The 26,421-nt window shown below is 55.8% G+C and carries 25 protein-coding genes and 1 pseudogene; 10 read left to right on the top strand and 16 right to left on the bottom strand.

Annotated features, from left to right (window positions below; all coding sequences use genetic code 11):
• Positions 1 to 175 precede the first annotated feature (175 nt).
• From ACMWL8_RS20140 to ACMWL8_RS20125, 4 genes are all read right to left on the bottom strand, one after another.
• Positions 176 to 1,447, bottom strand: a complete 1,272-nt coding sequence (locus ACMWL8_RS20140) for an MFS transporter (protein WP_045260240.1) — start codon at positions 1,445 to 1,447, stop codon at positions 176 to 178.
• 44 nt (positions 1,448 to 1,491) lie between these two features.
• Positions 1,492 to 3,615 (bottom strand): alpha-galactosidase, encoded by a 2,124-nt coding sequence (locus ACMWL8_RS20135; RefSeq protein ID WP_045260239.1) that lies wholly within the window; start codon positions 3,613 to 3,615, stop codon positions 1,492 to 1,494.
• A 104-nt stretch (positions 3,616 to 3,719) separates the two neighbouring features.
• Positions 3,720 to 4,715 (bottom strand): LacI family DNA-binding transcriptional regulator, encoded by a 996-nt coding sequence (locus tag ACMWL8_RS20130; protein WP_045260238.1) that lies wholly within the window; start codon positions 4,713 to 4,715, stop codon positions 3,720 to 3,722.
• A 17-nt stretch (positions 4,716 to 4,732) separates the two neighbouring features.
• Complete coding sequence (locus ACMWL8_RS20125; protein ID WP_003861973.1) at positions 4,733 to 5,281, bottom strand: helix-turn-helix domain-containing protein; 549 nt, start codon at positions 5,279 to 5,281, stop codon at positions 4,733 to 4,735.
• A gap of 103 nt (positions 5,282 to 5,384) precedes the next feature.
• On the opposite strand from ACMWL8_RS20125, the gene ACMWL8_RS20120 reads away from it, so the two are divergent.
• Together ACMWL8_RS20120 and ACMWL8_RS20115 are read left to right on the top strand one after the other, a co-directional pair.
• On the top strand, positions 5,385 to 6,044 hold the full coding sequence (locus ACMWL8_RS20120) for an AzlC family ABC transporter permease (protein WP_028014867.1): 660 nt from the start codon (positions 5,385 to 5,387) through the stop codon (positions 6,042 to 6,044).
• Positions 6,044 to 6,367, top strand: a complete 324-nt coding sequence (locus ACMWL8_RS20115) for an AzlD domain-containing protein (protein ID WP_028014868.1) — start codon at positions 6,044 to 6,046, stop codon at positions 6,365 to 6,367. The genes ACMWL8_RS20120 and ACMWL8_RS20115 overlap by 1 nt, the downstream gene beginning before the upstream one ends.
• Before the next feature lie 40 nt (positions 6,368 to 6,407).
• Here ACMWL8_RS20115 and ACMWL8_RS20110 read toward each other — a convergent pair whose 3' ends face one another.
• Both ACMWL8_RS20110 and fdhD read right to left on the bottom strand, forming a co-directional pair.
• On the bottom strand, positions 6,408 to 6,620 hold the full coding sequence (locus ACMWL8_RS20110; protein ID WP_028014869.1) for a DUF1471 domain-containing protein: 213 nt from the start codon (positions 6,618 to 6,620) through the stop codon (positions 6,408 to 6,410).
• 114 nt (positions 6,621 to 6,734) lie between these two features.
• Positions 6,735 to 7,571 carry a formate dehydrogenase accessory sulfurtransferase FdhD gene (gene fdhD, locus ACMWL8_RS20105; RefSeq protein ID WP_045260237.1) on the bottom strand — a complete coding sequence of 279 codons (837 nt, stop codon included), beginning with the start codon at positions 7,569 to 7,571 and terminating at the stop codon, positions 6,735 to 6,737.
• A gap of 371 nt (positions 7,572 to 7,942) precedes the next feature.
• Here fdhD and fdnG point away from each other — a divergent pair, with 371 nt between their 5' ends.
• The 4 genes from fdnG to fdhE are packed head-to-tail and all read left to right on the top strand — an operon-like array spanning position 7,943 to position 13,466.
• A complete protein-coding gene (gene fdnG, locus ACMWL8_RS20100; RefSeq protein ID WP_120266861.1) occupies positions 7,943 to 10,993 on the top strand; it encodes a formate dehydrogenase-N subunit alpha in 3,051 nt (1,016 codons plus the stop codon).
• Between the two features lie 12 nt (positions 10,994 to 11,005).
• On the top strand, positions 11,006 to 11,908 hold the full coding sequence (gene fdxH, locus ACMWL8_RS20095) for a formate dehydrogenase subunit beta (protein ID WP_003861960.1): 903 nt from the start codon (positions 11,006 to 11,008) through the stop codon (positions 11,906 to 11,908).
• Positions 11,905 to 12,540, top strand: a complete 636-nt coding sequence (gene fdoI / locus ACMWL8_RS20090; protein WP_015569914.1) for a formate dehydrogenase cytochrome b556 subunit — start codon at positions 11,905 to 11,907, stop codon at positions 12,538 to 12,540. Before fdxH ends, fdoI begins: the two co-directional genes overlap by 4 nt.
• Positions 12,537 to 13,466 (top strand): formate dehydrogenase accessory protein FdhE, encoded by a 930-nt coding sequence (fdhE, locus tag ACMWL8_RS20085; protein ID WP_028014872.1) that lies wholly within the window; start codon positions 12,537 to 12,539, stop codon positions 13,464 to 13,466. The genes fdoI and fdhE overlap by 4 nt, the downstream gene beginning before the upstream one ends.
• Positions 13,467 to 13,504: 38 nt before the next feature.
• On the opposite strand, the gene ACMWL8_RS20080 is transcribed toward fdhE, so the two are convergent.
• Both ACMWL8_RS20080 and ACMWL8_RS20075 read right to left on the bottom strand, forming a co-directional pair.
• Positions 13,505 to 13,879, bottom strand: coding sequence for a PIN domain-containing protein (locus ACMWL8_RS20080; RefSeq protein WP_045260265.1), 375 nt, complete (start codon positions 13,877 to 13,879; stop codon positions 13,505 to 13,507).
• On the bottom strand, positions 13,879 to 14,121 hold the full coding sequence (locus ACMWL8_RS20075; protein ID WP_015569912.1) for a ribbon-helix-helix domain-containing protein: 243 nt from the start codon (positions 14,119 to 14,121) through the stop codon (positions 13,879 to 13,881). The genes ACMWL8_RS20080 and ACMWL8_RS20075 overlap by 1 nt, the downstream gene beginning before the upstream one ends.
• A gap of 198 nt (positions 14,122 to 14,319) precedes the next feature.
• On the opposite strand from ACMWL8_RS20075, the pseudogene ACMWL8_RS20070 reads away from it, so the two are divergent.
• Positions 14,320 to 15,238: pseudogene (locus ACMWL8_RS20070) on the top strand (alpha/beta hydrolase).
• An 8-nt stretch (positions 15,239 to 15,246) separates the two neighbouring features.
• On the opposite strand, the gene fabY reads toward ACMWL8_RS20070, so the two are convergent.
• The 6 genes from fabY to ACMWL8_RS20040 all read right to left on the bottom strand — a co-directional run bounded on the left by fabY (position 15,247) and on the right by ACMWL8_RS20040 (position 19,439).
• Positions 15,247 to 16,188 (bottom strand): fatty acid biosynthesis protein FabY, encoded by a 942-nt coding sequence (gene fabY, locus ACMWL8_RS20065; protein WP_028014875.1) that lies wholly within the window; start codon positions 16,186 to 16,188, stop codon positions 15,247 to 15,249.
• A gap of 44 nt (positions 16,189 to 16,232) precedes the next feature.
• Complete coding sequence (dtd, locus tag ACMWL8_RS20060) at positions 16,233 to 16,670, bottom strand: D-aminoacyl-tRNA deacylase (protein WP_008501836.1); 438 nt, start codon at positions 16,668 to 16,670, stop codon at positions 16,233 to 16,235.
• Positions 16,667 to 17,548, bottom strand: coding sequence for a virulence factor BrkB family protein (locus ACMWL8_RS20055; RefSeq protein ID WP_045260235.1), 882 nt, complete (start codon positions 17,546 to 17,548; stop codon positions 16,667 to 16,669). The genes dtd and ACMWL8_RS20055 overlap by 4 nt, the downstream gene beginning before the upstream one ends.
• Positions 17,542 to 18,141: a glucose-1-phosphatase gene (yihX, locus tag ACMWL8_RS20050; RefSeq protein WP_045260234.1), complete on the bottom strand. Its 600-nt coding sequence runs from the start codon at positions 18,139 to 18,141 to the stop codon at positions 17,542 to 17,544. Before yihX ends, ACMWL8_RS20055 begins: the two co-directional genes overlap by 7 nt.
• 87 nt (positions 18,142 to 18,228) lie before the next feature.
• Complete coding sequence (locus ACMWL8_RS20045) at positions 18,229 to 18,699, bottom strand: hypothetical protein (protein ID WP_045260233.1); 471 nt, start codon at positions 18,697 to 18,699, stop codon at positions 18,229 to 18,231.
• Positions 18,696 to 19,439: a winged helix-turn-helix domain-containing protein gene (locus ACMWL8_RS20040; RefSeq protein ID WP_045260232.1), complete on the bottom strand. Its 744-nt coding sequence runs from the start codon at positions 19,437 to 19,439 to the stop codon at positions 18,696 to 18,698. Before ACMWL8_RS20040 ends, ACMWL8_RS20045 begins: the two co-directional genes overlap by 4 nt.
• 547 nt (positions 19,440 to 19,986) lie before the next feature.
• On the opposite strand from ACMWL8_RS20040, the gene ACMWL8_RS20035 reads away from it, so the two are divergent.
• Both ACMWL8_RS20035 and ACMWL8_RS20030 read left to right on the top strand, forming a co-directional pair.
• Positions 19,987 to 20,604, top strand: coding sequence for a transcriptional regulator (locus ACMWL8_RS20035; RefSeq protein WP_045260231.1), 618 nt, complete (start codon positions 19,987 to 19,989; stop codon positions 20,602 to 20,604).
• A 71-nt stretch (positions 20,605 to 20,675) separates the two neighbouring features.
• Complete coding sequence (locus tag ACMWL8_RS20030) at positions 20,676 to 23,606, top strand: autotransporter outer membrane beta-barrel domain-containing protein (protein WP_045260230.1); 2,931 nt, start codon at positions 20,676 to 20,678, stop codon at positions 23,604 to 23,606.
• A gap of 35 nt (positions 23,607 to 23,641) precedes the next feature.
• Here the strand turns inward: ACMWL8_RS20030 and ACMWL8_RS20025 are convergent, their stop codons facing one another.
• Both ACMWL8_RS20025 and ACMWL8_RS20020 read right to left on the bottom strand, forming a co-directional pair.
• Entirely contained in the window at positions 23,642 to 24,436 is a 795-nt protein-coding gene (locus tag ACMWL8_RS20025) for a DeoR/GlpR family DNA-binding transcription regulator (protein ID WP_045260229.1), read from the bottom strand.
• Positions 24,437 to 24,470: 34 nt separating this feature from the next.
• Positions 24,471 to 25,367 (bottom strand): sugar kinase, encoded by an 897-nt coding sequence (locus tag ACMWL8_RS20020; protein WP_045260228.1) that lies wholly within the window; start codon positions 25,365 to 25,367, stop codon positions 24,471 to 24,473.
• A gap of 155 nt (positions 25,368 to 25,522) precedes the next feature.
• Here ACMWL8_RS20020 and yihU point away from each other — a divergent pair, with 155 nt between their 5' ends.
• Positions 25,523 to 26,413: a sulfolactaldehyde 3-reductase gene (yihU, locus tag ACMWL8_RS20015; protein ID WP_414751612.1), complete on the top strand. Its 891-nt coding sequence runs from the start codon at positions 25,523 to 25,525 to the stop codon at positions 26,411 to 26,413.
• Positions 26,414 to 26,421: the final 8 nt, after the last annotated feature.

Raw genomic sequence — 26,421 nt, 5'->3', positions numbered from 1 at the left:
CCGAAGCATACCATAGACCTGTAGATACAGTTGACGGTGGATCCTTCAACCGTTAGAATTTGGTCCTGAAAGCCTGTACTGTCTACTTCCCCTTTTTATAGGTTCTGGTTGCGTACACCATAGGCAAAGCGATTTATGAAACCCACCTCTGGTGGGTTTCGTCGTTTTACAGCGCCTATGCCTGGTTCGCCTCCACCGTGTTACTTCGTGTAGCAATCTCCCGCCTGCTGCTCAGCGTAAACGCCGACACCACCGTAATCGCCAGCACGAAACAGCCCAGCATCAGGTACGTCTCCTGGAAGCCGATCCGGTCATACATATTTCCGGCAAAGGCGGAGAGGAAAATCGCTGCCGACTGTTTGGCAAACTGGAAGCCAATCAGGTAGATGGTGGCCGACAGGCGCGTATCAAACACTCCGGTAATGTATTTGAATGCCCCCACCAGCAGGAACGGGACTTCCAGGGCGTGCAACATCTTGAGGGCGATGACCTCCACGGCGGTGGTGGCAAACGACGAGCCGATAATGCGCGTCGCCATAATCACCCCGGCGATCAGCAACGTGTTCTTCGCGCCGATGCGGTTAATGATCCACGGCGAGCAGAACATGATGATGGCGTTACAAATCTCCCCCGCCGTGGTGGCAAAACCAAAGGCGCGGGTCCCTTCCTGCGGCGTGGCGAAGAAGGTTTTAAAGAAGGTGGCAAACTGCTGGTCGAAAACGTCATACACGCAGGCTACGCCAATCACGTACAGGATGAACATCCACATTCTGCGCTGGCGGAACAGGTTGAACACGGTTTTAGCGGTGATCTGCGGCTGGTTCGCGCCCAGGGCGTTCATCACCTGCGCCGTCTGGTTGGGCTTCGGTTTCGCGACCACCAGCAACAGCATCAGCAAAAGTGCCGCCGCCGATCCCATCCAGAAAACATACGACGGATCGATGCCGAACAGGATGCCGCCCGTTGAGGCGCACAGCCCCCAGCCGAGGCAGCCAAACATGCGCGCCTTGCCGTACTCAAAGAAGCTGTTGCGGCTCACGCGTTCAATGTAGGCCTCAATGGCCCCGGATCCGGCTGAAAAAACAAAGCCGATATACAGCCCGCCGCTCAGCGCGCCCAGCCAGATATTGGCTTTCAGCAGCGGCGCGAAGACGTACAGGAAGAACGGTGCGAACAGAAACAGCAGCACCGAGATTATCCACAGCAGGTGTTTTTTCAGCCCCAGCTTGTCCGAAATGACGCCCAGCACCGGCTGGAACGCGATGGCAGACAGCGAGATGCAGGAGAAGACAATCCCGGTATGGGTTTTGTTCAGACCGATGATGTCCGACAGCCAAATCGGCAGGAACGGAAAGCAGGTGGCCATGATGAAGAAGTAGAGAAAGAAGAACAGCCCGAAGATCCAGAAATTGGGGTTGTCTTTGTGGGTACAGGTTGTTGTGTTCATTATTTTTATCCTCAACGGAGGGCCGGTTGCCCGGCCCGTCACCTTTACACGCGTTCCACGCCAATCAGAATGGCGGTTTCCGGATCCAGAATCGGCAGCGCAATACCCGCCCGCATCAGCCATTCGCCGCTTGCCGTTTGCGGGGCTTCCATCCACGCTGGCAGCTTGCGCATGGTGTGCCCCCCCTCGCCCGTGATCTGAATGTTCGGATGATCCAGCAGCGTGATACGGTACTGCGCGCTGGCGTCTAACCCCGGCATGCGCAGCGGCATCATCAGGGTGTAATCCGGCATCGCGAGCTGGCTGACCATAAACAGCCCCTGCGTTTTGTCTTCGCTCACTATACCCTGCGCCAGCGTGGTGGCATCCGGCATGTCCACGCGCCACTGGGTACCGTGATGAATCACCTCGCGCCACCGCTTATACAGCGCGGCGTAATGGCGATAGCCCTCACGCTCCTGCACATCGACGGTGAGCGGATCCAGCTCCAGCCCCATATGCCCAAACAGCGCCGTCAGCCCACGGAAAGCGATGCTATGCTGGCGGAAGGTGGCGTGACATTTATGATGACCGATATGCGCCCCCATCACCTCCGGCGGGAAGAAGTAGCTCATGCCGCGCTGGATCGTGTTGCGCTCCAGCGCGTCGTTGTTGTCGGAAGCCCAGAAACGGTGGCTGCGGGTCAGCACTTCATAATCGATTCGCCCCCCGCCGGAGGAGCAGGATTCAAATTCAATGTGCGGAAAACGCTCGCCCAGCACGTCCAGCAGGCGGTAAAACTGGCGAGTCTGCGCGTCGGCGGCGGCTTTACCGTTGTGCCCGGGCTGCACCAGTTCGCGGTTCATGTCCCATTTCACGTAATCAACCGCATGCTCGCCCAGCAGCCAGCTCATGCGCTCCACCAGGTAATCAAAGGCCTGCGGGATGTTGAGATTGAGCACCAGCTGGTGCCGCCCGGTCGCCTGGGGATAGCCCGGCAGCGCCAGCACCCAGTCAGGATGCGCGCGATACAGATCGGAATCCGGGTTAATCATCTCCGGCTCGATCCAGATGCCAAACTCCATGCCGAGCCGTTTAACGTGACTGATTACCGGCGTCAGGCCGTTCGGGTATTTTTTCTCATCCAGGTACCAGTCGCCCAGCGCGGCATGGTCGTCGTTGCGGCCTTTGAACCAGCCGTCGTCAATGATAAAGCGCTCCACGCCCAGCGCGGCGGCCTCGTCGGCCATGCGCATGATGTACTCCGGATCGTGGCTGAAGTAGATCCCCTCCCAGGTATTGAGGTGTACCGGGCGCGGTTTGTTTTCCGGGAAGCGGATGATGCTGTTGCGCAGGTAGCGGTGGAACTGCTGGCTCATGCCGTTCAGCCCGTGCGGGGAGTAGCTGGCATACAGGCGCGGCGTCCAGAGCGTTTCGCCCTCTTCAATCGCCATTTCACCCGGCAGGTAGAGTGCTTCTGCCTGTATATAACGGCGACCATCGGTTTTCGCTTCGGCGCGCAGGCGGTGGTTGCCGCTCCAGCCCAAATGCACGCCCCAGACGTCGCCCTGCATTTCGCTGAACGATGGCGTACCGGCGATCAGCGCCGGAAAATGTTCGTGGGACGTTTTACCCCGACGGTTTTCAATGATAAAGCTGTCGTGTTCAAGCGTGACGCGGTGCGGCTGAAATTCTCTGATCCAGCGTCCGTGAAAGGCCATAACCTCCTGCGCGCGCTCGGCCACCGGCAGCGTGACGGCGAATCGGTCCACCTGCCACACCTGCGCTTTCAGGTTGGTTACTCCATGGCGCACCACCAGCACGCCGCTGGCCTCCAGCGTCAGCTCGCTGGTCAGACGCAGTCCCGCGCATTCATCTTCGGCGGTTATCGTCAGGGTGTTTACGTCCTGCTGCACCTGCGTGGTTTTAAACACCGGGGAACCGTCCAGCCCCTGGCGATGCCCCTCAATACCGGGCGAGCCAAACAGCCCGTGCCCCAGTTCGGCCATCAGCGTCACCGGGGAGTCCACATCCAGCCTGCCGTTTGCCACCGGCCGAGCCAGCGTAGCGACATTCTGCGGCGAAAAGTGCTGAAGGTGCGGCCCCCAGTAGAGAATTTCGGCGAACGGTTGGGTTTTTATCACCACGTCAACCGTGGTGCTTTCGAGTCGTAAAATGGCATCTTGCATCAGACATCTCCTGTCGTCGGGATGTCTTGAGTGTTGATCCGAAACGTTTCGGATACAAACCAAAACGTTTCGGATCTGTGATCGGGTTTGGAAATTTACGCGGTTTAGGCCGTCTGGCCCGGGAAGAATTCGGGCTGCCAGAGCACCTGGAGCCGTTCGACGTCGTCGCCGTTAATCAGCTGGCGCACCATATCGGCAATCTGTTTCCCGACGCCCTGACGAGTGGACTGGATCACTGCCGCCACGTCAGCATCAACGATGCTGTCCTGTGGAAGTCCGTCATAAACCACCAGCGCAACGGCGTTCTCGCCTGTCAGGCGGCCCAGTTCCGCCAGCGCCATCGCCGCGCCGTCGCCGTGGGTGTTGCAGTCGGTAATGATGGCCGTGGGGGGCTGCGGCAGGGAGAGAAGTTCTTTCGTGGTGGCATACCCCACGCGGCGCGAAGGGGGCATAGCGCGCAGCCATTCGCTGGAGAGCCCGGCTTCCCGCAGCGCGTCCAGGTAGCCCTGTCGCCGCTGGGTGATGAATGCCTGATTATTGCTTTCGCCCAGCAGGGCGATGCGCTGATGGCCTTTCTCAATCAGCCAGCGGGTGGCCTGGTACGTGCCAGCATAGTTGTCAAAGTCGAACCATGCGTACGGCTGCGGCAGCTGACTGCGGCCAAGCGCCAGAAAAGGGAAACCGACGGCCTGCAGCTGTTCAAGTCGCGGATCGCGATCGAGCGTGTGGGCCACAATCAGCGCATCCACGCGGCGGCTTTGCACCATGCGCATATAGCTGTGCTTATCCGCCAGATCATCGTCGGCGATGAGCAGCAGGTCGATCTCATGTCGCGCCAGTTCGTGGCTAATTTCGCCGACCATGTCCATAAAAACGCTATTATTGAGTGGAACAGGATGCACGGGAAAAACGAGGCCGACGGCATCGATTTTGCCCATCTTCAGCCGGCGCGCAAACGTATTAGGTCGGTAACCACGGCGCTGGGCCTCCGCCTCCACGCGGGCGCGCGTCTCAGCAGACACATCGTCATACCCGTTGAGGGCGCGGCTGACGGTAGTGACGGACAGCCCCAGTTCTTTAGCAATGGCTTTGAGCGACATGATTTTCCGTATCTTCGTTAATTTTGTTCCGCCACCAGAAGGGCGTGGGTGTCTGGCTCCAGCGCCTTAAAGATATGCGGCTGGTCGGCAGGGTAGCAAATGTAATCGCCCGGGCCGAGTTCTTCCGCCGCGTCGATCAGGCCGACCATCGCCCGCCCCTGGGTCACGATAATATGCTCAACCGACCCCGGCGGATGCGGCTGGGAAATACGGTCTGCGCCCGGCTGCGTCAGCAGCAGATAGATATCACGACGCGCGCCCGGCGGACACGCCGCCAGCAAAATCGCCTCGTAGTTTGCCTGCCCGGCAACCACCTTGGTGCCCTCGCCGCGGCGGATCACCTGCGTGACGGGCTGCTGCGGCTCCAGTAACCGGGCAAACGGAATATCCAGCGCCACGCAAAGCGACCAGAGCGTTTCCAGGCTAGGATTGCCGTTGCCAGACTCCAGCTGAGAAAGCGTAGATTTGGCGATCCCGGCACGGCGGGCAATTTCCGCCAGTGACAGCCCGGTTCGCAGGCGTTCCCGCACCAGGCTTTTGGCGATCACGCTGATTGGCTGCGTCATAAAAACGGCCTCTGTCTCTCTATAACGAACGATTCGTTCATCTTGTAAAACGATCTTGATGCGTTCATTATAATAGAAATACGTTCGATATGGCTAAAATGATATGAAGAATCCCCTCTCTTGCCTGAAAGGCGACACGATAAAAGCGATAATTTTGGTCTGCCTCGCGGTAGGCGTGGTCGGCATGTCTTACGGCTCCCTGGCGATGGCCTACGGTTTTCCGCTGTGGGTGCCGTTTGTGCTTTCCCTCACGGTGCTGGCGGGCGCATCCGAGTTTATGTTTATCGGCATTGTGGCAAGCGGAGGTAACCCGCTGGCGGCAGCGGCCGCCGGTTTGCTGGTCAACGCGCGCCATGTGCCGTTTGGCGTGACGGTGCGTGAACTGGTGGGCAAACGGGGTTTGAGCTATCTCGGCTGTCACATCATGAACGATGAAAGCGTGGTGTTTGGCCTGTCGCAAAAAACGCCCGAGCAGCGTAAAGCGGCCTACTGGCTGTGCGGTTTAGGCGTGGCGATTATCTGGCCGGTGGGGGCGCTGCTGGGTGCCATGGTCGGTAAACTGCTGCCGGACCCGGAGACCATCGGGCTGGACGCGGTGTTTCCGGCGATCCTGCTGGCGTTAGTGGTACCCGCGTTTAAAAACCGTACCACGCTGATCCGCGCCTGCAGCGGTGCCGCGCTATCACTGGCTGCCGTGCCGTTTGCCCCGGTGGGTTTACCGGTTCTGCTCTCGTTACTCGGTCTCGCTGCGAGGAAAAAATAATGGGAAACATGACGTTTTTTATTCTCGGCATCGCCATCCTTTCTGCCGGAACCTACCTGATGCGTCTCGGCGGGGCAAAGCTGGGCAACCGGCTGGCTCTCTCTGAACGATCACAGGCGCTGCTTTCCGATGCGGCTACCGTTTTGCTGTTCTCCGTCGCGCTGGCGACCACGTTTTATGAAGGGGAACATTTTGCGGGCATGGCGCGCGTGCTGGGCGTGGGGTTCGCGGTGTTTCTGGCATGGCGAAAAATGCCGTTAATTGTGGTGATCGTCGCGGCGGCGGTGGTGACGGCGCTGCTGCGTCTGGCGGGTATAAACTAAAAAAGCGCCCCAAGGGCGCTCTTTCGACGGTATAGCGAAATTATTTGTTCAGTTCAGCGGTCATGTGTACGCGGTTACCGGTGAACGCCTGGGTAATTTTGTAGGATGACGCGCCCGCTTCCTGAGCCTGAGCCGCGATTTTCGCTTCTGCGCTATCAATGGTGGAAGCAGAGGCGGTCACTGTCTGTGCAGCGAAAGAACCGAAAGAAGTAGCCAGAGCGATTACAGCGACAAAAGTTTTGATGCTTTTCATGATATAAACCCTTTCATTAAGTTGTTTAGGTAAGGCACCGTGCCTTGATGAGATAAATACTAGCCCTCATCCTGAACAACTAAAAGCGGAAGGATTTGCTATTATCGTTCAAAATTACTGATCAACCATTAACCGCTGCGGATGGGTATAAATCGTCGCCCTGCCCGGCTTGCAGAACCCCACCAGCGTCAGATTGCAGCGCTCCGCCACCTCCACCGCCAGCGTGGTTGCCGCCGACACCGCAAACAGAATCTCCACGCCGCACATCGCGGATTTCTGCACCATCTCATAGCTGGCGCGGCTGGAAACAAGCGCCGCGCCCTGCTGCCAGAGATCGCTTTCCCCCGCACGACGGCCTAATAGCTTGTCGAGCGCGACGTGGCGGCCCACGTCCTCATGCCCTCCAGCAATATCTCCTGACGGCAATACCCACGCCGCCGCGTGCGTGCAGCCGCTCAGTTGGCCGATGGGCTGAACATCGTTGAGATTTTCCAGCGCACGGTCGAGATGCGCCAGATTGAAGGTCTGGGTAAACGGCAGTGGCGCAACGGGCTTGCCAATATCATTAAGCTGCTCAACACCACAGACACCGCACCCGGTACGCCCGGCCAGCGCGCGGCGGCGCTCTTTCAGCCCCATAAAGCGGCGGCTGGAGAGTTCGATTTGCACTTCAAGACCGTTACACGCCTGAACCACGTCCATGCCGTAGATCTCCTGCGGGTGCGAAATGATGCCTTCCGAAAGGGAAAAACCGATGGCGAACAGTTCGAGATCTTTGGGTGAGGCCATCATCACCACGTGCGAAATACCGTTGTAAACGAGGGCAACGGGCACTTCTTCAGCCAGAAAATCGGGTGTGGCATGGGTAATGTGGGGCGGTCTGCGTACCGACATTTCCACAATGCCCGCAGGCAGTGGCGATGAGCGGGTAGCACGGTTTTGTTTAGACACAGCGGTATTCCTGAACAACCACGGAAGTAGGCCTGCTATTGCAGCATAAACCGCAGGCCTTACGCATAGTATGGATCAACTTTTCGACACTCATTGTCCTACTCATTAAGAAGAGGTGCAACCCGGCCCCCGCTACACCCCTTTAACATGCAGAGCTTATAGTGTGATCAGTGTCACACTTTATAATCAACACAGTGATAATACGTTCACTTTGTATTAACGCCGTTGGAACAGGTATACCGACATTGTGGTATTCTGATGATATCCCTCGGAGAAATGAGGGATTAACGCAAATTTTTCTCCTTTGCGGTCAATTCTCAACCGCGAAGTTAAAACTACATATATAAGCAATGTCGAACAAGGAGTGACCCATGCAGGTCAGCAGAAGGCAGTTCTTTAAGATCTGCGCTGGCGGTATGGCAGGCACCACGGCGGCGGCACTGGGCTTTGCGCCCGGCGTAGCGCTGGCGGAAACACGGCAGTACAAACTGCTGCGCACCCGCGAAACCCGTAACACCTGTACGTACTGCTCCGTCGGCTGTGGGCTGTTGATGTATAGCCTCGGCGACGGTGCGAAAAACGCCAAAGCGTCTATTTTCCATATCGAAGGCGACCCGGACCATCCGGTCAACCGCGGCGCGCTGTGCCCGAAAGGGGCCGGTCTGGTGGACTTTATCCACTCCGAAAGCCGTCTGAAATTCCCGGAATATCGTGCACCTGGCTCCGATAAATGGCAGCAAATCAGCTGGGAAGAGGCGTTTGACCGCATCGCAAAACATATTAAAGAAGACCGCGATGCCAACTTTATTGAGAAGAACGCCGACGGCGTCACGGTCAACCGCTGGCTCTCCACCGGGATGCTGTGTGCTTCTGCCTCCAGCAACGAAACCGGCTATTTAACCCAGAAATTCACGCGCGCACTCGGTATGCTCGCGGTCGACAACCAGGCGCGTGTCTGACACGGACCAACGGTAGCAAGTCTTGCTCCAACATTTGGTCGCGGTGCGATGACCAACCACTGGGTCGACATCAAGAACGCCAACCTCATTGTGGTGATGGGCGGTAACGCCGCTGAAGCGCACCCTGTCGGGTTCCGCTGGGCGATGGAAGCCAAAATCCACAACGGTGCGAAACTGATTGTGATCGATCCCCGCTTTACGCGTACAGCGTCAGTGGCGGATTTCTACACCCCTATTCGTTCAGGTACTGACATCACTTTCCTGTCAGGCGTACTGCTGTACCTGATGACCAACGAAAAATACAACCGCGAATACACCGAAGCCTATACCAACGCCAGCCTGATCGTGCGTGAGGATTACCACTTCGAAGATGGCCTGTTTAGCGGTTACGACGCGGAAAAACGCAAGTACGACAAAACCAGCTGGAACTACGAGCTGGATGAGAAAGGCTTTGCGAAGCGTGACACCACCCTGCAACACCCGCGCTGCGTGTGGAACCTGCTGAAAGAGCACGTTTCCCGCTACACGCCGGAGGTTGTCGAGAACATCTGCGGCACGCCGAAGGCGGACTTCCTGAAGGTCTGCGAGCTGATCGCGGAGACCAGCGCGAAGGACAAAACCGCCTCGTTCCTGTACGCCCTCGGCTGGACGCAGCACTCCATCGGCGCGCAGAACATCCGCACCATGGCGATGGTTCAGCTCCTGCTCGGCAACATGGGGATGGCAGGCGGCGGCGTGAACGCCCTGCGCGGTCACTCCAACATTCAGGGTCTGACCGACCTCGGCCTGCTGTCTCAGAGCCTGCCGGGCTATATGAACCTGCCAAGCGAAAAACAGACCGACCTGCAAACCTACCTGACGGCCAGCACGCCTAAACCGCTGCTCGAAGGCCAGGTGAACTACTGGGGCAACTATCCGAAGTTCTTCGTCTCGATGATGAAAGCGTTCTTCGGTGATAAAGCAACGGCGGAAAACAGCTGGGGCTTTGACTGGTTGCCGAAGTGGGATAAAGGCTACGACGTTCTGCAGTATTTCGAGATGATGCACCAGGGCAAAGTGAACGGCTATCTCTGCCAGGGCTTTAACCCTGTCGCGTCGTTCCCGAACAAGAACAAGGTTGTTGAGTCGCTGTCAAAACTGAAGTTCCTGGTGACGATTGACCCGCTCAATACCGAGACCTCGACCTTCTGGCAGAACCACGGCGAATCAAACGACGTCGATCCGTCGAAGATTCAGACCGAAGTGTTCCGCCTGCCGTCTACCTGCTTCGCGGAAGAGAATGGTTCTATCGTCAACTCCGGCCGCTGGCTGCAGTGGCACTGGAAAGGCGCGGACGCCCCGGGCATCGCCATGAACGACGGCGAGATCCTGGCCGGTATCTTCTTACGCCTGCGTAAGATGTATGCGGCAGAAGGCGGCGCGAACCCTGAGCCGGTGCTGAATATGACCTGGAACTACTCGACGCCGGAAAATCCTGCGCCGGAAGAAGTGGCCATGGAGAGCAACGGTAAGGCGCTGGCGGACGTTATCGACCCGGCCACCGGCGCGGTTCTGGCGAAGAAAGGCGACCAGCTCAGCACCTTCGCCCACCTGCGCGATGACGGTACCACCTCCAGTGGCTGCTGGATCTTTGCCGGTAGCTGGACGCCGAAAGGCAACCAGATGGCCAACCGCGACAACGCCGACCCGTCGGGCCTCGGCAATACGCTGGGCTGGGCATGGGCATGGCCGCTGAACCGCCGCATCCTCTATAACCGTGCCTCCGCTGACCCGCAGGGTAACCCGTGGGATCCGAAGCGTCAGCTGCTGAAGTGGGACGGCGCGAAATGGGGCGGCGTGGATATTCCGGACTACAGCACTGCCGCACCAGGCAGCGACGTTGGGCCGTTTATCATGCAGCCTGAAGGGATGGGGCGCCTGTTTGCTATCGACAAGATGGCGGAAGGGCCGTTCCCGGAACACTACGAGCCGTTTGAGACGCCGCTGGGCACCAACCCGCTGCACCCGAACGTTGTCTCTAACCCGGCAGCGCGTATCTTCAAGGGCGACTTTGAAGCGCTGGGTAAAAAAGACAAGTTCCCGTACGTGGGCACCACTTACCGTCTGACCGAACACTTCCACTACTGGACCAAGCACGCGCTGCTTAACGCCATCGCGCAGCCGGAACAGTTTGTGGAGATCGGCGAGAAGCTGGCGAACAAGCTCGGCATTGCCCATGGTGATACCGTGAAGGTCTCCTCTAACCGCGGCTACATCAAGGCCAAGGCGGTGGTGACCAAGCGTATTCGCACGCTGAACGTTCACGGTCAGCAGGTGGATACCATCGGCATCCCAATTCACTGGGGCTATGAGGGCGTGGCGAAGAAAGGGTTCATTGCGAACACCCTGACGCCGTTCGTCGGCGATGCGAACACGCAGACGCCGGAGTTTAAGGCCTTCCTCGTGAACGTGGAAAAGGTGTAACGGAGACGACTTATGGCTTATCAATCTCAAGACATTATCCGTCGTTCCGCGACTAACGGTTTCACGCCCGCGCCTCAGGCGCGGGACCACCAGCAGGAAGTGGCGAAGCTGATCGACGTGACCACCTGTATCGGCTGTAAAGCCTGTCAGGTGGCATGCTCTGAGTGGAACGACATCCGTGACGAAGTGGGTCACAACGTCGGGGTGTACGACAACCCGGCAGACCTGACCGCCAAGTCCTGGACGGTAATGCGTTTCTCGGAAGTGGAGCAGAACGACAAACTGGAATGGCTTATCCGCAAAGACGGCTGTATGCACTGCGCGGATCCGGGCTGCCTGAAGGCGTGTCCGTCAGAAGGGGCTATCATTCAGTATGCCAACGGCATCGTCGACTTCCAGTCCGAGCAGTGCATTGGCTGCGGCTACTGCATCGCGGGCTGTCCGTTCGACGTGCCGCGCATGAACCCGGAAGACAACCGCGTCTACAAATGTACCCTGTGCGTTGACCGCGTTAACGTGGGCCAGGAGCCTGCATGCGTGAAGACCTGCCCAACCGGCGCTATCCACTTTGGCTCCAAAGAGGATATGAAAACGCTGGCGGCAGAGCGCGTGGGCGAGTTGAAAACCCGTGGTTATGACAACGCGGGCCTGTACGATCCGGCCGGGGTTGGCGGTACGCACGTGATGTACGTGCTGCACCACGCCGACAAGCCGAACCTGTATCACGGCCTGCCGGAGAACCCGGAAATCAGCGCCACCGTGAAGTTCTGGAAAGGCATCTGGAAACCGCTGGCCGCGGTGGGCTTTGCTGCCACCTTCGCAGCGAGCATCTTCCACTACGTCGGCGTCGGTCCGAACCGTGCGGAAGAGGAAGACGACAACCTGCATGAAGAGAAAGACGAGGTGCGCAAATGAGAAAACGTGACACCATCGTGCGCTACACCGCGCCGGAACGCATCAACCACTGGGTCACCGCCTTCTGCTTCATGCTGGCGGCGATAAGCGGGCTGGGGTTCTTCTTCCCCTCCTTCAACTGGCTGATGCAGATCCTGGGCACGCCGCAGCTGGCGCGCATCCTTCACCCGTTCGTGGGTGTGGTGATGTTTGCCTCGTTTATCATCATGTTTTTCCGCTACTGGCACCATAACCTAATCAATCGGGATGATATCTTTTGGGCGAAGAATATTCGTAAGATCGTCGTCAACGAGGAAGTGGGTGATACCGGGCGTTATAACTTCGGCCAGAAATGCGTATTCTGGGCGGCGATTATCTTCCTGGTCCTGTTGCTGGTGAGCGGCGTGATCATCTGGCGTCCGTACTTTGCGCCTGCTTTCTCAATCCCGGTGATCCGATTTGCGCTAATGCTGCATTCATTTGCCGCAGTGGCGTTAATTGTGGTTATCATGGTGCATATTTACGCCGCCCTCTGGGTGAAAGGCACCATTACCGCGATGGTGGAAGGATGGGTAACCAAAACGTGGGCGAAGAAACATCACCCGCGCTGGTACCGTGAAGTCCGCCAGAAACAGGAAAAGTCATCTGAATGAGTATTCGCATAATCCCGCAAGATGAGCTGGGGTCGAGCGAGAAACGTACGGCGGAGTATATTCCGCCGTTGTTATTCCCCAGACTCAAGAACCTCTACAACCGCCGCGCAGAGCGTCTGCGCGAGCTGGCAGAGAACAACCCGCTGGGCGATTTTCTGCGTTTTGCCGCGCTGGTCGCCCATGCGCAGGAGGTGGTGCTGTACGATCACCCGCTGCAAATGGACCTGACCGCGCGCATCAAAGAAGCTAACGAGCAGGGCAAGCCGCCGCTGGATATTCACGTCCTGCCGCGCGACAAGCACTGGCATAAGCTGCTGCATTCGCTGATTGCCGAGCTGAAGCCGGAAATGAGCGGCACGGCGCTGGCTGTCATTGAGAACCTGGAAAAAGCCTCTGACTTGGAGCTGGAAGAGATGGCGAGCGCGCTGTTTGCCTCCGACTTCTCGCTGGTCAGCAGCGATAAAGCGCCGTTTATCTGGGCCGCGCTGTCGCTCTACTGGGCGCAAATGGCGAGCCTGATCCCGGGCAAAGCCCGCGCCGAATACGGCGAAGCGCGCCAGTTCTGCCCGGTGTGCGGCTCAATGCCGGTCTCCAGCATGGTGCAGATTGGGACCACGCAGGGGCTGCGCTACCTGCACTGCAACCTGTGTGAAACCGAGTGGCACGTGGTGCGCGTGAAGTGCAGCAACTGCGAGCAGACTCGCGATCTCAACTACTGGTCGCTGGAAAATGAAGACGCGGCGGTGAAAGCCGAAAGCTGCGGCGACTGCGGAACCTACCTGAAGATCCTGTATCAGGAAAAAGACCCGAAAGTCGAAGCGGTGGCCGACGATCTCGCCTCGCTGATTCTGGATGCGAAGATGGAGCAGGAGGGCTTTGCCCGCAGCTCGATCAACCCGTTCCTGTTCCCGGGCGAAGGGGAGTAATCTCCGTGAGAGTGCCGGGCGGCGCGAGCTTGCCCGGCCTACACCTGGTAAGGCGTAAGGACCTCGTCAATACCCGCAAAAACTTTCGTGTTGCGAGAAATCAACGGACATTTTCTGCTCTGCGCTGTAGCCAGGATGATAGCATCAGGCAGTTTCATTCCATGCTTCTCACGTAGTAAAACGCTTCTTTCCGCGATATCCCGAGACACATCAATAATTTCAAAAGCGCCCATCACGGCTGCCGTTTTCGCTTCATGACCATGCCTGCGAGCGCCCACCATCACTTCCATCCAGGTAATTAAGCTGATGGCTCGATGCGACGCGGTATGCTCAATCGCATCCGCAGCTTCAACACGGTTGTTGAAGAGATCAATGAGAATATTGGTATCAAATACTGCCATGTGCTCCATGATTACCACTCCTCACGCAGCTTGCGTTCATACTCAAGCCCGTCCTCTTTTCTGTCTCCCCACAGACCAAGCGCATTTCGGATAACAGAAGAACTCTGCTGGTCGAGATACAGCTCTATCGCTTCGCGAAGCAGTTCAGCACGTGGTTGATTTCGCAATTGCTTGAGGTTATCCAAACGTTGAATCACGTCATCAGACAAATCGATAAGTATTCTGCCCATATCAAGTTCCGCCAAAACGCTCATATATCACCTTAGTATATCATCTTTGGTTAATTTTCAGGCAAAATACTCTTTATCAATTTAGGGTGAAAGGACGTTTTTTAGGGAATGATCGATTTTGCGAGCCGCTTTCCACAATATGCACCTCTCAACATTTCTCTATTTTCATCTGCTGTAAACCAGGCTATAAACTGTATAAAAACACAGTAAAAGGACGTAACCATGGCTCTGGAGAAGGGTATTGATAAGCTGGTACAGGAGTTTATTGCCGCAGGAAGACCTTCCTCGCGAAAGCAGAGTATTGATGACCGGAGAAGCGGATATGTCGCCAGCACAGCGCTGGCCGGGGAAAAAGAAACTCGTGTCCAGATTGAAACGCTTGTTCTTGAGGATTTGACCTTTCGGGTCTTTTCGCCTGTCAATGCCCCTGAAACGTTACCTTGTGCCCTCTACTATCATGGCGGTTGTTTTGTCAGCGGTGGGTTTGAAACCCATGATAATCAGCTTCGCCAACTGGCGTTTTACGGTAACTGTCGGGTCATTGCGGTTCAGTACAGACTCGCACCCGAGCATACCTTCCCCGCTGCGCATGACGATGCAGAGAGAGCGGCAGATCTTGTCTGACAAAATGCAGAACAATTAGGTGTGGATAAAAACCGGATTACACTTTGTGGAGACAGCGCGGGAGGCCATCTTGCGCTGGTAACATCATTGCGGCTTAAGGCCAAAGGTCTCTGGGATCCCGCACAACTCATTCTTATCTACCCATGCTCGACGCTACGGCCAGTTTTGAAAGCTATACCCTCATGGCATGGATTACGTGATTACTCGCGATACCCTTTTGAGCGGCTATGAAATGTATCTGGCTGGAGCCGACCGTCAGCATCCTGAAGTCAGCCCGCTGTGGCGCAACGACTTTAGCGGTCTGCCAAAGGTCCACATTGTTACCGCTGAGTATGATCCGTTACGCGACGAAGGCGAGGCGCTTTGTCAGCGCCTCACGGAGCAAGGCGTGAAGTGTACCGCTCAACGATGGCGGGGTGTAATACACGGCTTCTTTCAGTTGAGTGGAATTAGCCAGTCAGCGCGAGACGTTATGCGAGATATTGCCTGGCGCATTAACCATGCCGGACGAGAGTGAGAAGGAGACTACTCCTCCTCGTTCCCGCCCTCTTCATAAGCGCCATACGGCTTCGCAGGAAGAACGATATAGGTGCCTTCAAACACCGCGCCCGGCGTTTCATCGCCGAACAGCTCAACCTGCATCTGCACGCGCGCTTTGCGGCCACGTGCCAGACGATCAAGATCGCCGCCCAGCGCGCCAAGGTCCGCCACCGCGCTCGGCTTGCCGCTGATCGGCGCACTGTAGCGAATGTGGGCATCGGCCAGAATAATGGTGCCGCCAAGATGCCGCTCGCGCAGCATTAGCCAGATCAGCCCCCAGCCGGTGAGCGTCGCCAGGGAAAACAGGCTGCCGGCAAACAGGGTGTGGTGAGGGTTCTGATTGCCGGTTTCCGGCATGGTGGTAATGAATTTTTGCCCGGTGTACTGCTGAATGCGCACGCCCATCTTTTCACTCAGAGGGATGTGTTCATACCAGGCCTGCTGCAGCTGCCCGCACCAGTCCGCGCGATGAAGAATATCGTCCAGCGTGGCGATGGGTTTGATCATCAAAAAGTGGCGAATCGGCGTGGTTTGCGGGGCGGTGATTTCACCCTGGTTAACAAAACCGAGTTTGGCAAAAAACTCCACGGCATCTTCCCGGGCGCTACAGGTGACGCGCTTAACGCCTTCCTGACGGGCGACGGACTCCAGCGTCATCGCCATTAGCGTCCCCAGCCCTTTATCCTGCACGGAAGGGTGAACCGCCATAAAACGAATCGACGCTTCGTTATCAGCGTTGATATACAGTCGCCCGACGGCGACGAGGTTGCCCTCTTCGTCCATCACCATCTGATGATGGGCCATCGCATCCCAGGCGTCGCGTTCAGATCCTTTTGGCTGATGCAGTGGCTTGCGCAGCATTTCCCAGCGGAACTGGTAATACGCTTCTAACTCTTCTTCCGTTTGCGGTACTCGAAGGTGATACATAGCTGTACTCTCTCTTGTTACCCGCGGCCACGCCGCCAGTTGGCTCATACCTGGAGCCAGAATGTGACGGGGCCATCGTTCACCAGCGAGACCTGCATATCTGCAGCGAATCGTCCGGTTTGCGTATTCATTTCCTGTTGGCGACAACGCTCAACAAAGTATTCGTAAAGTGCTTCTGCACGATCCGGCGCGGCGCCTTTAGAGAAACTTGGGCGCATGCCGCGCTCGGTATCCGCTGCCAGCGTAAACTGGGAAACCACCAGCACGCTGCCGCCCGCCTGCTGGACGTTCAGATTCATCTTGCCTTCCGCATCGCTGAATATGCGGTAGCCCAGCACGCGCTCGCATAAGCGGTTCGCTTTTTGTTCGTCATCATCCTTTTCGACACCTAACAACACCAAAAGTCCTGGGCCAATTTCACCCGTCACCTCTCCCTCCACGGTGACGCTGGCACGGGTTACGCGCTGTATCAATGCAATCATGGTTGGTCTGCTTCTAATTGTTTTTCAGCTTCTGCTGCTTTTTTAAGTTCGCGGTATACGCCGAGAGTGACAGTTATTTCGGCGCCAAGCAAGACGATACACCAGGTCCAGTAAACCCAGACAAACAAAATGGGGATCACCGCCAGCACGCCGTAAATCAGCTGATAAGACGGGAACATGGTGATGTAAAGGGCAAACCCTTTTTTACCCAGTTCAAAAAGCACTGCCGCCACCAGCGCCCCAACTACCGCATCGCGGTTAGGCACGCGCGTGGTCGGTACAACGCTATAGAGCAGCCAGAACGAGAGCCAGGACAGGATCAGCGGAAAAATACGCAGCACGTTATCAATCACGCTGTTTAAATCACTCGCCCAGCGCAAGGAGAGAAGATACGAACTGATTGCCAGACTCGCCCCAGCCAGCAACGGCCCCAGCGTTAAAATCATCCAGTAGACGGCAAATGAATAGACCTTAGGACGGATTTTTTTGCTTCGCCAGATGGTGTTAAGCGCGCTGTCGATAGAGTACATCAGCAGCAGCGCGGTGACGATAAGGCCGCACGCCCCCACCGCCGTCATCTTGCTGGAGTTGGCAACAAACTGCTCGATGTAGTTCTGGATAACATCCCCGGTGGCCGGGATGAAGTTCGCGAAGACGAAATGGCGAAGCTGCAGGCTAACGTCCGCGAACATCGGGAATGCGGAAAAGAGCGCAAAGATAACCGCCACCAGCGGCACTAATGAGAGCAACGACACGTAGGCGAGGTTACCTGCCAGCGTGGTCATGTTGTCCTCATCAATGCGGTGCCAGAGCAACTTCAGCCAGGCCCTCAACGGGCGAGTATGATGCGTGGCTTTTTGATGAACGGTTTTTAGCATAACTGCTTCGCAAAGTAGTTCGGTATCGTCTCTTTTCCGGTCACCAGAATTGACGTGATACCCAACTGGTTAGCTCCCTCTATATTATCGGCGTTGTCATCGAAAAAGACCGCATCGGCCGCGGTGAATCCCTCTGCCTGCAAAACAGCCTGATAAATTCGCGCTTCAGGCTTACGCATACCCATCTCTTGGGAAAGATAGATCTTATCTGCCGCCGCCTTAACTTCGGGGTATTCCTCTGGCCAGAAGGTCGTGTGCAGACGGTTGGTGTTAGACAACACGACCACCCGGTGCCCCTGCTCGCGCAGTTTGTGCATAATGTCGATCACTTCCGGACGGATCGCGACGAATACCGCCTGCCAGCCGTGAGAAAATTGTTCATAGCTTAACGAAAGCCCCATCTCCTGGCAGAAGCGTTCAGCAAACTCTTCATCGCTAATCTCGCCGCGTTCATGCTGATGGAAGGTCTCACCCATCGCGAAATCCTGCTTTAACGTCGCCAGCGGCACACGGCTAAAGTCGCTCCAGGCACCCAGCACCCGGTTAAAATCGATATCGACGATTACGTTTCCTAAGTCAAAGATATAAAGCATGTTTATCTCCTTTCGCCGTGGAGAGATAACTGTAGCGGGAATCACGAGATTTGACTATGCGTGCCGTCTAAGGTGTGCGATTGATTTTTACGGCGCGTTTTTACGGCAGTACAGCGAAGGGACGTTCGACGCGGCAAAAAGCCACGCTCCACGGTACTCATCAATCATCAGGCTCAGATCTCTTCCCGGCGTGCGATAAAAACCCGGTAGCGTTGCATTGATATCTGCCCCATCCGCACTATCGGCGAAGGTTTTAACAATACGATCGTTATTCAATACGCGCGCGTTCTGGTGATCGCTGTAGTGGAAATAGATGGTGCGGTTGACTTCAGAAACCACGTGACCAAACAGTTTACCGTTAATGACAGCGGTCCCTTCCCGATGCTGCATTCGCCATGAAACCGTTCCTACAAATCGGTTTTTACCAATCGTCCATTCCACATCACCTGTACAGCGTATCGGCGCACTCGAAAAATGCGAATACGCTAGCCAGCCGCTGGTAATAGCAGCCCCCAGCAACGCCGCCAGCAAAATAATACGATTCCCGAGTGTCATCATTGCTCATGCGCCCAAAAATAATGCGTGGTACATAACGCTGCCGCGTCATGTCGCGCATCGTTATTACAGACAAACGCCGCGATTCGCTCCGTTTTACTATAGCCGATGAGAAAAATGTATCGGTTCCCGGCACACAGGCTGGGGTAATTTTTTAACAAGCGAAGGTAATGGTCCTGCATATGTTCATTAGGTGCATAAAAGAGTTGGCAGGCGTTGGTCGTGCTGCCCATTGAAAGTGGAATGTAGTGACTAAACGGCATGTTCTGGTGATGTTTATATAATATGACCCCGTTAATAAGCGCGATCAGAAAAAGCGCAGCGGTGGCTATTATTAACCACGCCGGCTTCTTCATCGCGGTGCCTTCGGCTATTGCCGCGTCTTCACTGGCAATTACCGGCTCGGCGGTTGGGGTAAATACTTCAACCTGGGTGGCTTCGGAAAGCGTCAGCCCGCGACGCGAAATCGTTTTTACCGTATCGCGCGGTAACCCCACTTCAGCCAGCGCATTGCGCAATGTCAAAATGGCCTGGTAAAAGGTATTCGGTGTGGTGACATCGTTACGCTCACCCCATCCCACCACCATTAACTGATTTTGCGAAATTATTTCGCCAGGATGGGTAACGAGATAAAGAAAGCAGAGATTGGCAGGAAGCTGCAAATGTATCGTGCGCCCGGTAATATGATTCGCCAGGGTTTTGTTTTCCGGGTCATACTCGACCAGCTTGTTAATAAGATACAATTTCACTTTCCTCTGCAATAACAATATTTAACCCCACAAACCCAAAAAACATACGTATATTTAACAACAGTATAGGTCAGAAGGATTAGAGCGCGACACACCTGTACCTAAGATTAGAAACATCGCATTATTTTTCAATTGATTACAAGTCGGTTTTCTTAGGTGAGCCTCAGCTAAAAGGACATAATGAGATTTCATTACACTTCACCAGGTCAAATAATTATATTGAGCCACACGTTGAGAAAAGACTGACGTTCAGGCAGATCGAGGTGACGAATCTTTAGCTATTAGTGCTATTTCGTCAATTTCCTTCCAGGGTTGTTTTTGCCGAATAATCTTAATGGATTGATGAATATTCCTGGGTAAGGTCTGGTAATCAATGTTCTGTCGCTATGTCTGCGGCCTGCAAGAATAGAGACAGCCAGGAATTTATTTTCTCTGGCATTATTTCTCATAAATACGACAGAAACGCTGGATATGTTTCAAGATTGACACATTTGAAAGGCAATGAAATATTGATAATGAAAATAAGACAGGAGTGGACTGGATGATAACATCGTCGCGAAAGGTTGTCCGCTGTATAAGCTGCGAATTGTCCTGTCAGTTATTTCCGGATAACACGGTGCGTTCACAATACTGTGGCAGCGCCTCCTTCGCAGTTTGGCCGGTGGGAAATCATTTCCTGCAACTTGCAGTAGAAAATAAAATATTGTCTGGGAACAAGAATCATTTATTACGCGGATTTATTTTTGTAGATTTTGCGATGTATAACCTGCGCCTGCTTGTCGATCCGCAATGGATTGAACATCTGGCGATGACCAACATGCACATCGTGCTTATCGCGGACCGTAAACTGGAGGCGTTGGCTCACTACTTTTTCGCTCACCATAGTGAAATAAAGGGAATTATTTATTCAGATGACGATAACGCTATATTGCAGGAAAAAATTAACCATCTTTTTTCCGGCAGGCGAGTGAGCAGCAGGCGTGGTAATACCCTGAACACTGTTGAATTCACTTTACTTAACAGACTTATTTCAGGGGTGTGCCTCCGGGAGATAATAAAAACAACCAGCGTTGATGTGAAAAAAATTTACGTTCATAAAATACGATTAGAGAGGAAGTTAGGTACCAGCATTCATAAAATACTCGTTTCTATTTTGTAATTTCAACTTCTTAACATACCCACATTTTATGGTGTGGAGGATGTTTTACACCTGAAAGAAAGGGGGCAGTTATGCCATATTTATTGAAACATTCACCTGTCGCCGTTGCGATTTCGCTGGCACTATCGTCAGCGCTATTTACCGCGAATGCTGCAGTTATCGATTTTGCTAATTTACCAGCCACCGGAGCAGTAACGGATTTGCCTGCGGAAATACAGGCGCTGATTCCTGCAACGGCAAACGCGAACTTTAGCAAAAATACCAGCGATCCTAACTATGTCTACCAGTACAGCCCGGGCAATATTCCAGTCTACGGGGATGGGATCACTCTCGAAGGGCCGGGGGCGGAAGCCTTTGAGCACTCCGTGACCGTTATTCAGAACTCCACGTCCGGCAGCCCGGGGGTGATATTTGGTGACGACCTGACTATTCGTACCCAGTCAAAAGCGGCTGCCAATAACGGTAAAGATGTCGACGGTATTCGTACCCACGGTATGAACACGCCGAATAACCCGGTATTTATCATTACCGGCGACCGCACCCACATTTACGTTAATGGCCAAAGCGGCGATGGCATCAATGCCGGGTACAGCTCCTTCAGCCAGGGTTCTCTCGGCTCCGCCAATATTTATGTGGGTGACGATCTCTATATCGAAACCACCGGCAGTACCGGTCGCGGTATTAGCGCCTATGCACTGAATGATGCCTCGAAGGCCAAAAATAACATTGTCGTCGGCGATCGTGCGCATATTGTGACGCGGGGTACCTACGCCGAGGGGATTCGTACCAACCAGAGCGGCTCATCCGTCCGTCTGGGGGATGAGGCCACCATCGAAACATTTGGCACCTCGGCCTACGGCCTGTATGCGGGTTCTGCCTCCAGAATCGAGCTGGGAAAAAAAGCGACCATTACCACCGACGCAGCCAGTGCCTCCGGCGTGTACTCTACCGGCTCGTCAACCATCACCCTTGATGAAGGCGCGACCATCACCACCAACGGTGCCAGCGCGCATGGCATCTACGCTTACACAGCAGCGGTAAATGTGGGAGATAACGTCACCATTGCGGTCAACAGCAGCGAGAAAACCAGCAGCTCCGCCCAGGCACCGCACGGGATGTATGCCTGGTCACGCGGCGTGATAACGCTCGACGGTGGGGCAACCATTACCACCGCAGGCCAGCGCGACCAGGGTAGCTATGCCCTGAACGCCAGCAATGGCGGAATTATTGATGCCTCTGCAGGCGGAAAATTCCTCCTTAACGGCGATATCCTCGCCGCAGGTGGCGTCGCGGCCAACAGTACCCTTCCGGCACAAAACAGTACCATTACGTTGACAATGGGTAACAGCTCGCTGTGGAACGGAGCATCGTACATAGAACGCAACGCTGCCGGGACCGGTACTCTCGCGCTTACGATGAATGATGCCGTCTGGAATATGCGTGACAGCTCAACGCTGACCAGCCTGACCCTGAACGCGGGCGGCACGATAAATTTCCAGCATAATGAGGACGTGGCCTGGCAAACCCTGACCATCAACGAGGATTACACAGGCAACGGCGGCAAGCTGGTTTTCAATACCGTGCTGTCTGACGATACCTCTGAAACTGACAGGCTGATTGTTGAAGGAAACACATCCGGTCGCACCGCGGTTGACGTAAACAACATTGGTGGTGCAGGCGCACAAACCGTTGAAGGGATTGAAATAGTCAGCGTTGGCGGCAACTCGGAGGGAACGTTTGAGAAGGCCAGCCGTATCGTAGCGGGGGGTTATGACTATAACGTTGTGCAGAAAGGTAAGAACTGGTTTCTGACCAGCCTGGCTGAACCCGTTGACCCTCCTGTTGACCCGGTAGATCCCCCTGTTGACCCGGTAGACCCACCGGTCGACCCCGTCGACCCGCCTGTTGACCCGGTAGATCCACCTGTTGATCCTGTCGACCCGCCTGTCGTCCCGGTAGATCCGCCCGTCGACCCGGTGATTCCGCCGCAAGAACCGGTACCGCCACCTGCGCCGCCGAAAAGCGAGCATCAGTATCGCCCAGAATTTGGCAGCTATCAGGCAAACAGCTATGCGGCAAATACGCTGTTTATGACCCGCCTGCACGATCGTCTGGGTGAAACGCAGTACACCGACATGCTCACCGGCGAGCAAAAAGTGACGAGCCTTTGGATGCGTAACGTCGGCGGGCATGCGCGTTTCAACGACGGCAGCGGCCAGCTAAAAACGACAGCCAACCGTTACGTACTGCAGTTAGGTGGCGATATCGCCCAATGGAGCACAGATGGCCTGGACCGCTGGCATCTTGGCCTGATGGCGGGCTACGGTAACAGCCAAAGCCGGAGCGCTTCCAGCCTGACCGGATACCACTCACGTGGCGAAGTGAATGGCTATAGCGTAGGTCTGTACGGTACCTGGTACGCAAACGAAGCCAATAAAAGCGGCACCTACGTTGATAGCTGGGTGTTGTATAACTGGTTTGACAATAAGGTGATGGGGCAGGACCAGGCGACCGAGCGTTATCGCTCCAGCGGCATAACCGCCTCTGTCGAAGCGGGCTATAGCGTTAAGGTGGGTGAAAGCGGCCGCAACAGCTACTGGATCCAGCCGAAGGCGCAGGCCGTTTGGATGGACGTGCAGGCTGACGACCATCGCGAGCGTAACGGCACGCGGGTGAAAGACGAAACCCAGGGCAACCTGATGACGCGTCTCGGCGTGAAGGCCTATATCAGCGGACATAACGCGATGGATGACGCTAAATCACGCACCTTCCAGCCGTTTATTGAAGCGAACTGGATCCACAATACCCAGACCACGCGCATCCGCATGGATGACGTCAGCAATGAGATGCGCGGTACGCGCAATATTGGTGAGTTAAAGACGGGCGTAGAGGGGCAGATTACCCCGCAGCTTAGCGTCTGGGGCAATGTGGCACAGCAGATTGGCGATAAAGGCTACAGCGATACGCAGGGAATGCTGGGAATAAAATACAGCTTCAAATAACAAAAAAGCCGCTGAGAAATCAGCGGCTTTTTGCTTCAGGCGATATCATCGCTGGTACAGGCCAGCACCGTTTCAACCTTGCTGGATTTCAGATGATTTTGCAGCGCCGAGCCGGGCATCTCATCGGTGAAAAGAGCCGTTGTCTGCGCCACGTTGCCAATTTCCACCGCGGCGGATGCGTTAAATTTCGTATGATCGGCCGCCAGCAAAATGTGGCGAGCGTGGGCCATCATGGTTTTCACCACGCTGGCTTCATTTACGTCAAACTCCATCATCGCGCCGTCGTGCTCAATCGCCCCGACGCTGGTCACGAGATAGTCCGCCCGAAAACCAGACACAAACGCCGTCGCCGCAGGCCCGATAATGCCGCCGTTGTGCGGGCGCAGCGTGCCGCCGGGCACCATCACTTCAAAGCGCGGGTTCTTATACAAAATATGCGCCACCCGCAGGCTGTTGGTGATAATGCGCAGGTGGTTATGGTTTAGCAGCGCCCGGGCAACGTGCTCCACGGTCGTGCCGATCGTGATGAAAATAGTTGAGCCATCGGGAATATAGTCCGCAATGGCTTCGGCTATCGCCCGCTTCTCTTCAGTAAGCGACACTTCGCGCTGCTCGAAGGCCGTGTTCACCACGCTTGACGCTCTGCCCGCCCCGCCATGATGACGCGTGATCAGCCCCTGCTCGCTCAGCTTGCGGATATCCCGACGCACCGTTTGCGTGGAGACATCCAGCAGTTGCGCCAGCTCATCAATGTTCATATAGCCGCGATCGGCAATCAGCGTCAGCAGCTGATCGTGACGCGGGTTGCCGGTCAGTTCGGTAAGGCTCATAGGCTGTCCTCTGAAAACCATCACGCTCCGCATTTTATACAAAAAGTGACAAAAAAGAGCGGGTTTGATCACAGTCGGGTATACCCGCGCGCCCGCCGGGCTTTGTGCATTTCAGGGCTGCGACGGCGCTGGCAAAACGCACGGCGTCTGCGGCGGTGGATTGCTGCCCCAGGCTGAACGCCAGCGCGCCGTGAAAAACGTCGCCCGCGCCAGTGGTATCCACCACCTTCACCTCAAAGCCGGATTGATGACACAAGGCGCCGTTTTCCAGCCAGTAGCAGCCGTCTCGCCCCTGAGTGACATACACATGTCCATTTGTGAGCGTTTGTGCTTTTTTAAGGGCATCTTCTGCTTTATCCAACTGAGTTAGTCGCCGCAGGCCCGGCGCGGAGAAGGCCGCGTGGTCGCTTAAGGCTATCAGCTCCGCGATGTCCTGCGGGGTAACGTCGGCATCAAGCAAAGTAGGAACGCCCTGCTGACGGGCCAGGGTAAACGCCTGTTTTGCCCCGTCATGCCAGCGCACGTCTGCTAACACGATATCCCATTGCGAGAAGTCGATTTCATGCAGCCAGTCTGCCTCGGCGGGCAGATCGGGGCTGGGGTAGTTGGCAATCACTCGTTCTCCGCCTGCGTCCACCAGCACCGCGGATTGTGACGATCGGGCACCTTTAAACACGCGTGTATAGCGGGTGTTCACCCCCAGGGATTCCAGCTCCGCCAGCAGCCGTCTGCCGGTATCGTCGTCCCCCACCCGGCCAATAAAATCCACTTCCGCACCCAGTTTTGCCGCGGCCACCGCCGCCGTGGCCGCCGGACCGCCGCCCACTTCCGTATAGTCTTTCGCGACATATTTCCCTCCTTCCTTAGGTAAATCATCGAGATACCAGATGCGATCCAGCGCGGTAATGCCGACACAAACGATGCGAGTCATGGTGATTCCTTCTGCGATTTCTGATGCCTTCATTTTAATTTCACCAAATGTTTAAAAAGTGACCCGTGTCAATTTTTTGACCATAAATTACAAATACGATCAAAAACAGACAACAAAAACGCGCAGAAATTGACACAATGTGACAGGAGAGAGGCATGTCAGCAATCGCATTTATCGGTTTAGGGCAGATGGGCGCGCCAATGGCGAAGAATCTGTTGAAGCAAGGCCACCAGCTTAACGTGTTTGACGTGAACCCGCAGGCGGTTCAGGCGCTGGTAGAGAGCGGCGCACGGGCGGCGGCTACGCCTGCTCAGGCCGCAACGGACGCCGAATTCGTCATTACCATGCTGCCAAACGGCGACCTGGTGCGCAGCGTGCTGTTCGGCGAGCACGGCGTGTGCGAAGGGTTATCCCGCGACGCACTGGTGATTGATATGTCCACCATCCACCCGCTGCAAACCGACGCGCTGATCCGCGACATGGCTGAACGAGGCTTCAGCCTGATGGACGTGCCCGTGGGACGCACGTCTGACCATGCCATCGCCGGCACGCTGCTCCTGCTGGCGGGCGGCACCGCGCAGCAGGTGGAACGCGCCCCCCCCGTCTTAATGGCGATGGGCAATGAGCTGATTAACGCCGGCGGGCCGGGCATGGGCATCCGCGTGAAGCTCATCAATAACTACATGAGCATCGCCCTGAACGCGCTTTCCGCCGAGGCGGCCGTGCTGTGTGAAGCACTTGGCCTCTCCTTTGACGTGGCGCTGAAGGTGATGAACGGCACGCCGGCGGGTAAAGGTCACTTCACCACCTCATGGCCGAACAAGGTGCTGAAAGGCGATCTTTCACCCGCCTTCATGATCGACCTTGCGCATAAAGATCTGGGGATCGCCCTGGACGTGGCTAACCAGCTCCACGTTCCGATGCCGCTGGGCGCGGCGTCCCGCGAAGTTTACAACCAGGCTCGCGCCGCCGGGCGCGGGCGCGAAGACTGGACGGCCATTCTTGAACAGGTTCGCGCATCTGCCGGGCTGAAAAAATCACACTGATACGAAAG

The sequence above is a fragment of the Enterobacter sp. 04-C-12-SI-ECC genome (genome assembly GCF_047530715.1).
GTDB classification, from domain to species: domain Bacteria; phylum Pseudomonadota; class Gammaproteobacteria; order Enterobacterales; family Enterobacteriaceae; genus Enterobacter; species Enterobacter bugandensis.
The sequence above is the reverse complement of the archived record's forward strand: the minus strand, read 5'-3'. Positions and strand labels throughout refer to the sequence as shown.

What these genes read in the sequence shown, in the direction of transcription:
- ACMWL8_RS20140 (WP_045260240.1), bottom strand. Translation starts at nt 1,447, where the DNA reads ATGAACACAACAACCTGTACCCACAAAGACAACCCCAATTTCTGGATC.
- ACMWL8_RS20135 (WP_045260239.1), bottom strand. Translation starts at nt 3,615, where the DNA reads ATGCAAGATGCCATTTTACGACTCGAAAGCACCACGGTTGACGTGGTG.
- ACMWL8_RS20130 (WP_045260238.1), bottom strand. Translation starts at nt 4,715, where the DNA reads ATGTCGCTCAAAGCCATTGCTAAAGAACTGGGGCTGTCCGTCACTACC.
- ACMWL8_RS20125 (WP_003861973.1), bottom strand. Translation starts at nt 5,281, where the DNA reads ATGACGCAGCCAATCAGCGTGATCGCCAAAAGCCTGGTGCGGGAACGC.
- ACMWL8_RS20120 (WP_028014867.1), top strand. Translation starts at nt 5,385, where the DNA reads ATGAAGAATCCCCTCTCTTGCCTGAAAGGCGACACGATAAAAGCGATA.
- ACMWL8_RS20115 (WP_028014868.1), top strand. Translation starts at nt 6,044, where the DNA reads ATGGGAAACATGACGTTTTTTATTCTCGGCATCGCCATCCTTTCTGCC.
- ACMWL8_RS20110 (WP_028014869.1), bottom strand. Translation starts at nt 6,620, where the DNA reads ATGAAAAGCATCAAAACTTTTGTCGCTGTAATCGCTCTGGCTACTTCT.
- fdxH (WP_003861960.1), top strand. Translation starts at nt 11,006, where the DNA reads ATGGCTTATCAATCTCAAGACATTATCCGTCGTTCCGCGACTAACGGT.
- fdoI (WP_015569914.1), top strand. Translation starts at nt 11,905, where the DNA reads ATGAGAAAACGTGACACCATCGTGCGCTACACCGCGCCGGAACGCATC.
- fdhE (WP_028014872.1), top strand. Translation starts at nt 12,537, where the DNA reads ATGAGTATTCGCATAATCCCGCAAGATGAGCTGGGGTCGAGCGAGAAA.
- ACMWL8_RS20075 (WP_015569912.1), bottom strand. Translation starts at nt 14,121, where the DNA reads ATGAGCGTTTTGGCGGAACTTGATATGGGCAGAATACTTATCGATTTG.
- fabY (WP_028014875.1), bottom strand. Translation starts at nt 16,188, where the DNA reads ATGTATCACCTTCGAGTACCGCAAACGGAAGAAGAGTTAGAAGCGTAT.
- dtd (WP_008501836.1), bottom strand. Translation starts at nt 16,670, where the DNA reads ATGATTGCATTGATACAGCGCGTAACCCGTGCCAGCGTCACCGTGGAG.
- ACMWL8_RS20055 (WP_045260235.1), bottom strand. Translation starts at nt 17,548, where the DNA reads ATGCTAAAAACCGTTCATCAAAAAGCCACGCATCATACTCGCCCGTTG.
- yihX (WP_045260234.1), bottom strand. Translation starts at nt 18,141, where the DNA reads ATGCTTTATATCTTTGACTTAGGAAACGTAATCGTCGATATCGATTTT.
- ACMWL8_RS20045 (WP_045260233.1), bottom strand. Translation starts at nt 18,699, where the DNA reads ATGATGACACTCGGGAATCGTATTATTTTGCTGGCGGCGTTGCTGGGG.
- ACMWL8_RS20035 (WP_045260231.1), top strand. Translation starts at nt 19,987, where the DNA reads ATGATAACATCGTCGCGAAAGGTTGTCCGCTGTATAAGCTGCGAATTG.
- ACMWL8_RS20030 (WP_045260230.1), top strand. Translation starts at nt 20,676, where the DNA reads ATGCCATATTTATTGAAACATTCACCTGTCGCCGTTGCGATTTCGCTG.
- ACMWL8_RS20025 (WP_045260229.1), bottom strand. Translation starts at nt 24,436, where the DNA reads ATGAGCCTTACCGAACTGACCGGCAACCCGCGTCACGATCAGCTGCTG.
- ACMWL8_RS20020 (WP_045260228.1), bottom strand. Translation starts at nt 25,367, where the DNA reads ATGACTCGCATCGTTTGTGTCGGCATTACCGCGCTGGATCGCATCTGG.
- yihU (WP_414751612.1), top strand. Translation starts at nt 25,523, where the DNA reads ATGTCAGCAATCGCATTTATCGGTTTAGGGCAGATGGGCGCGCCAATG.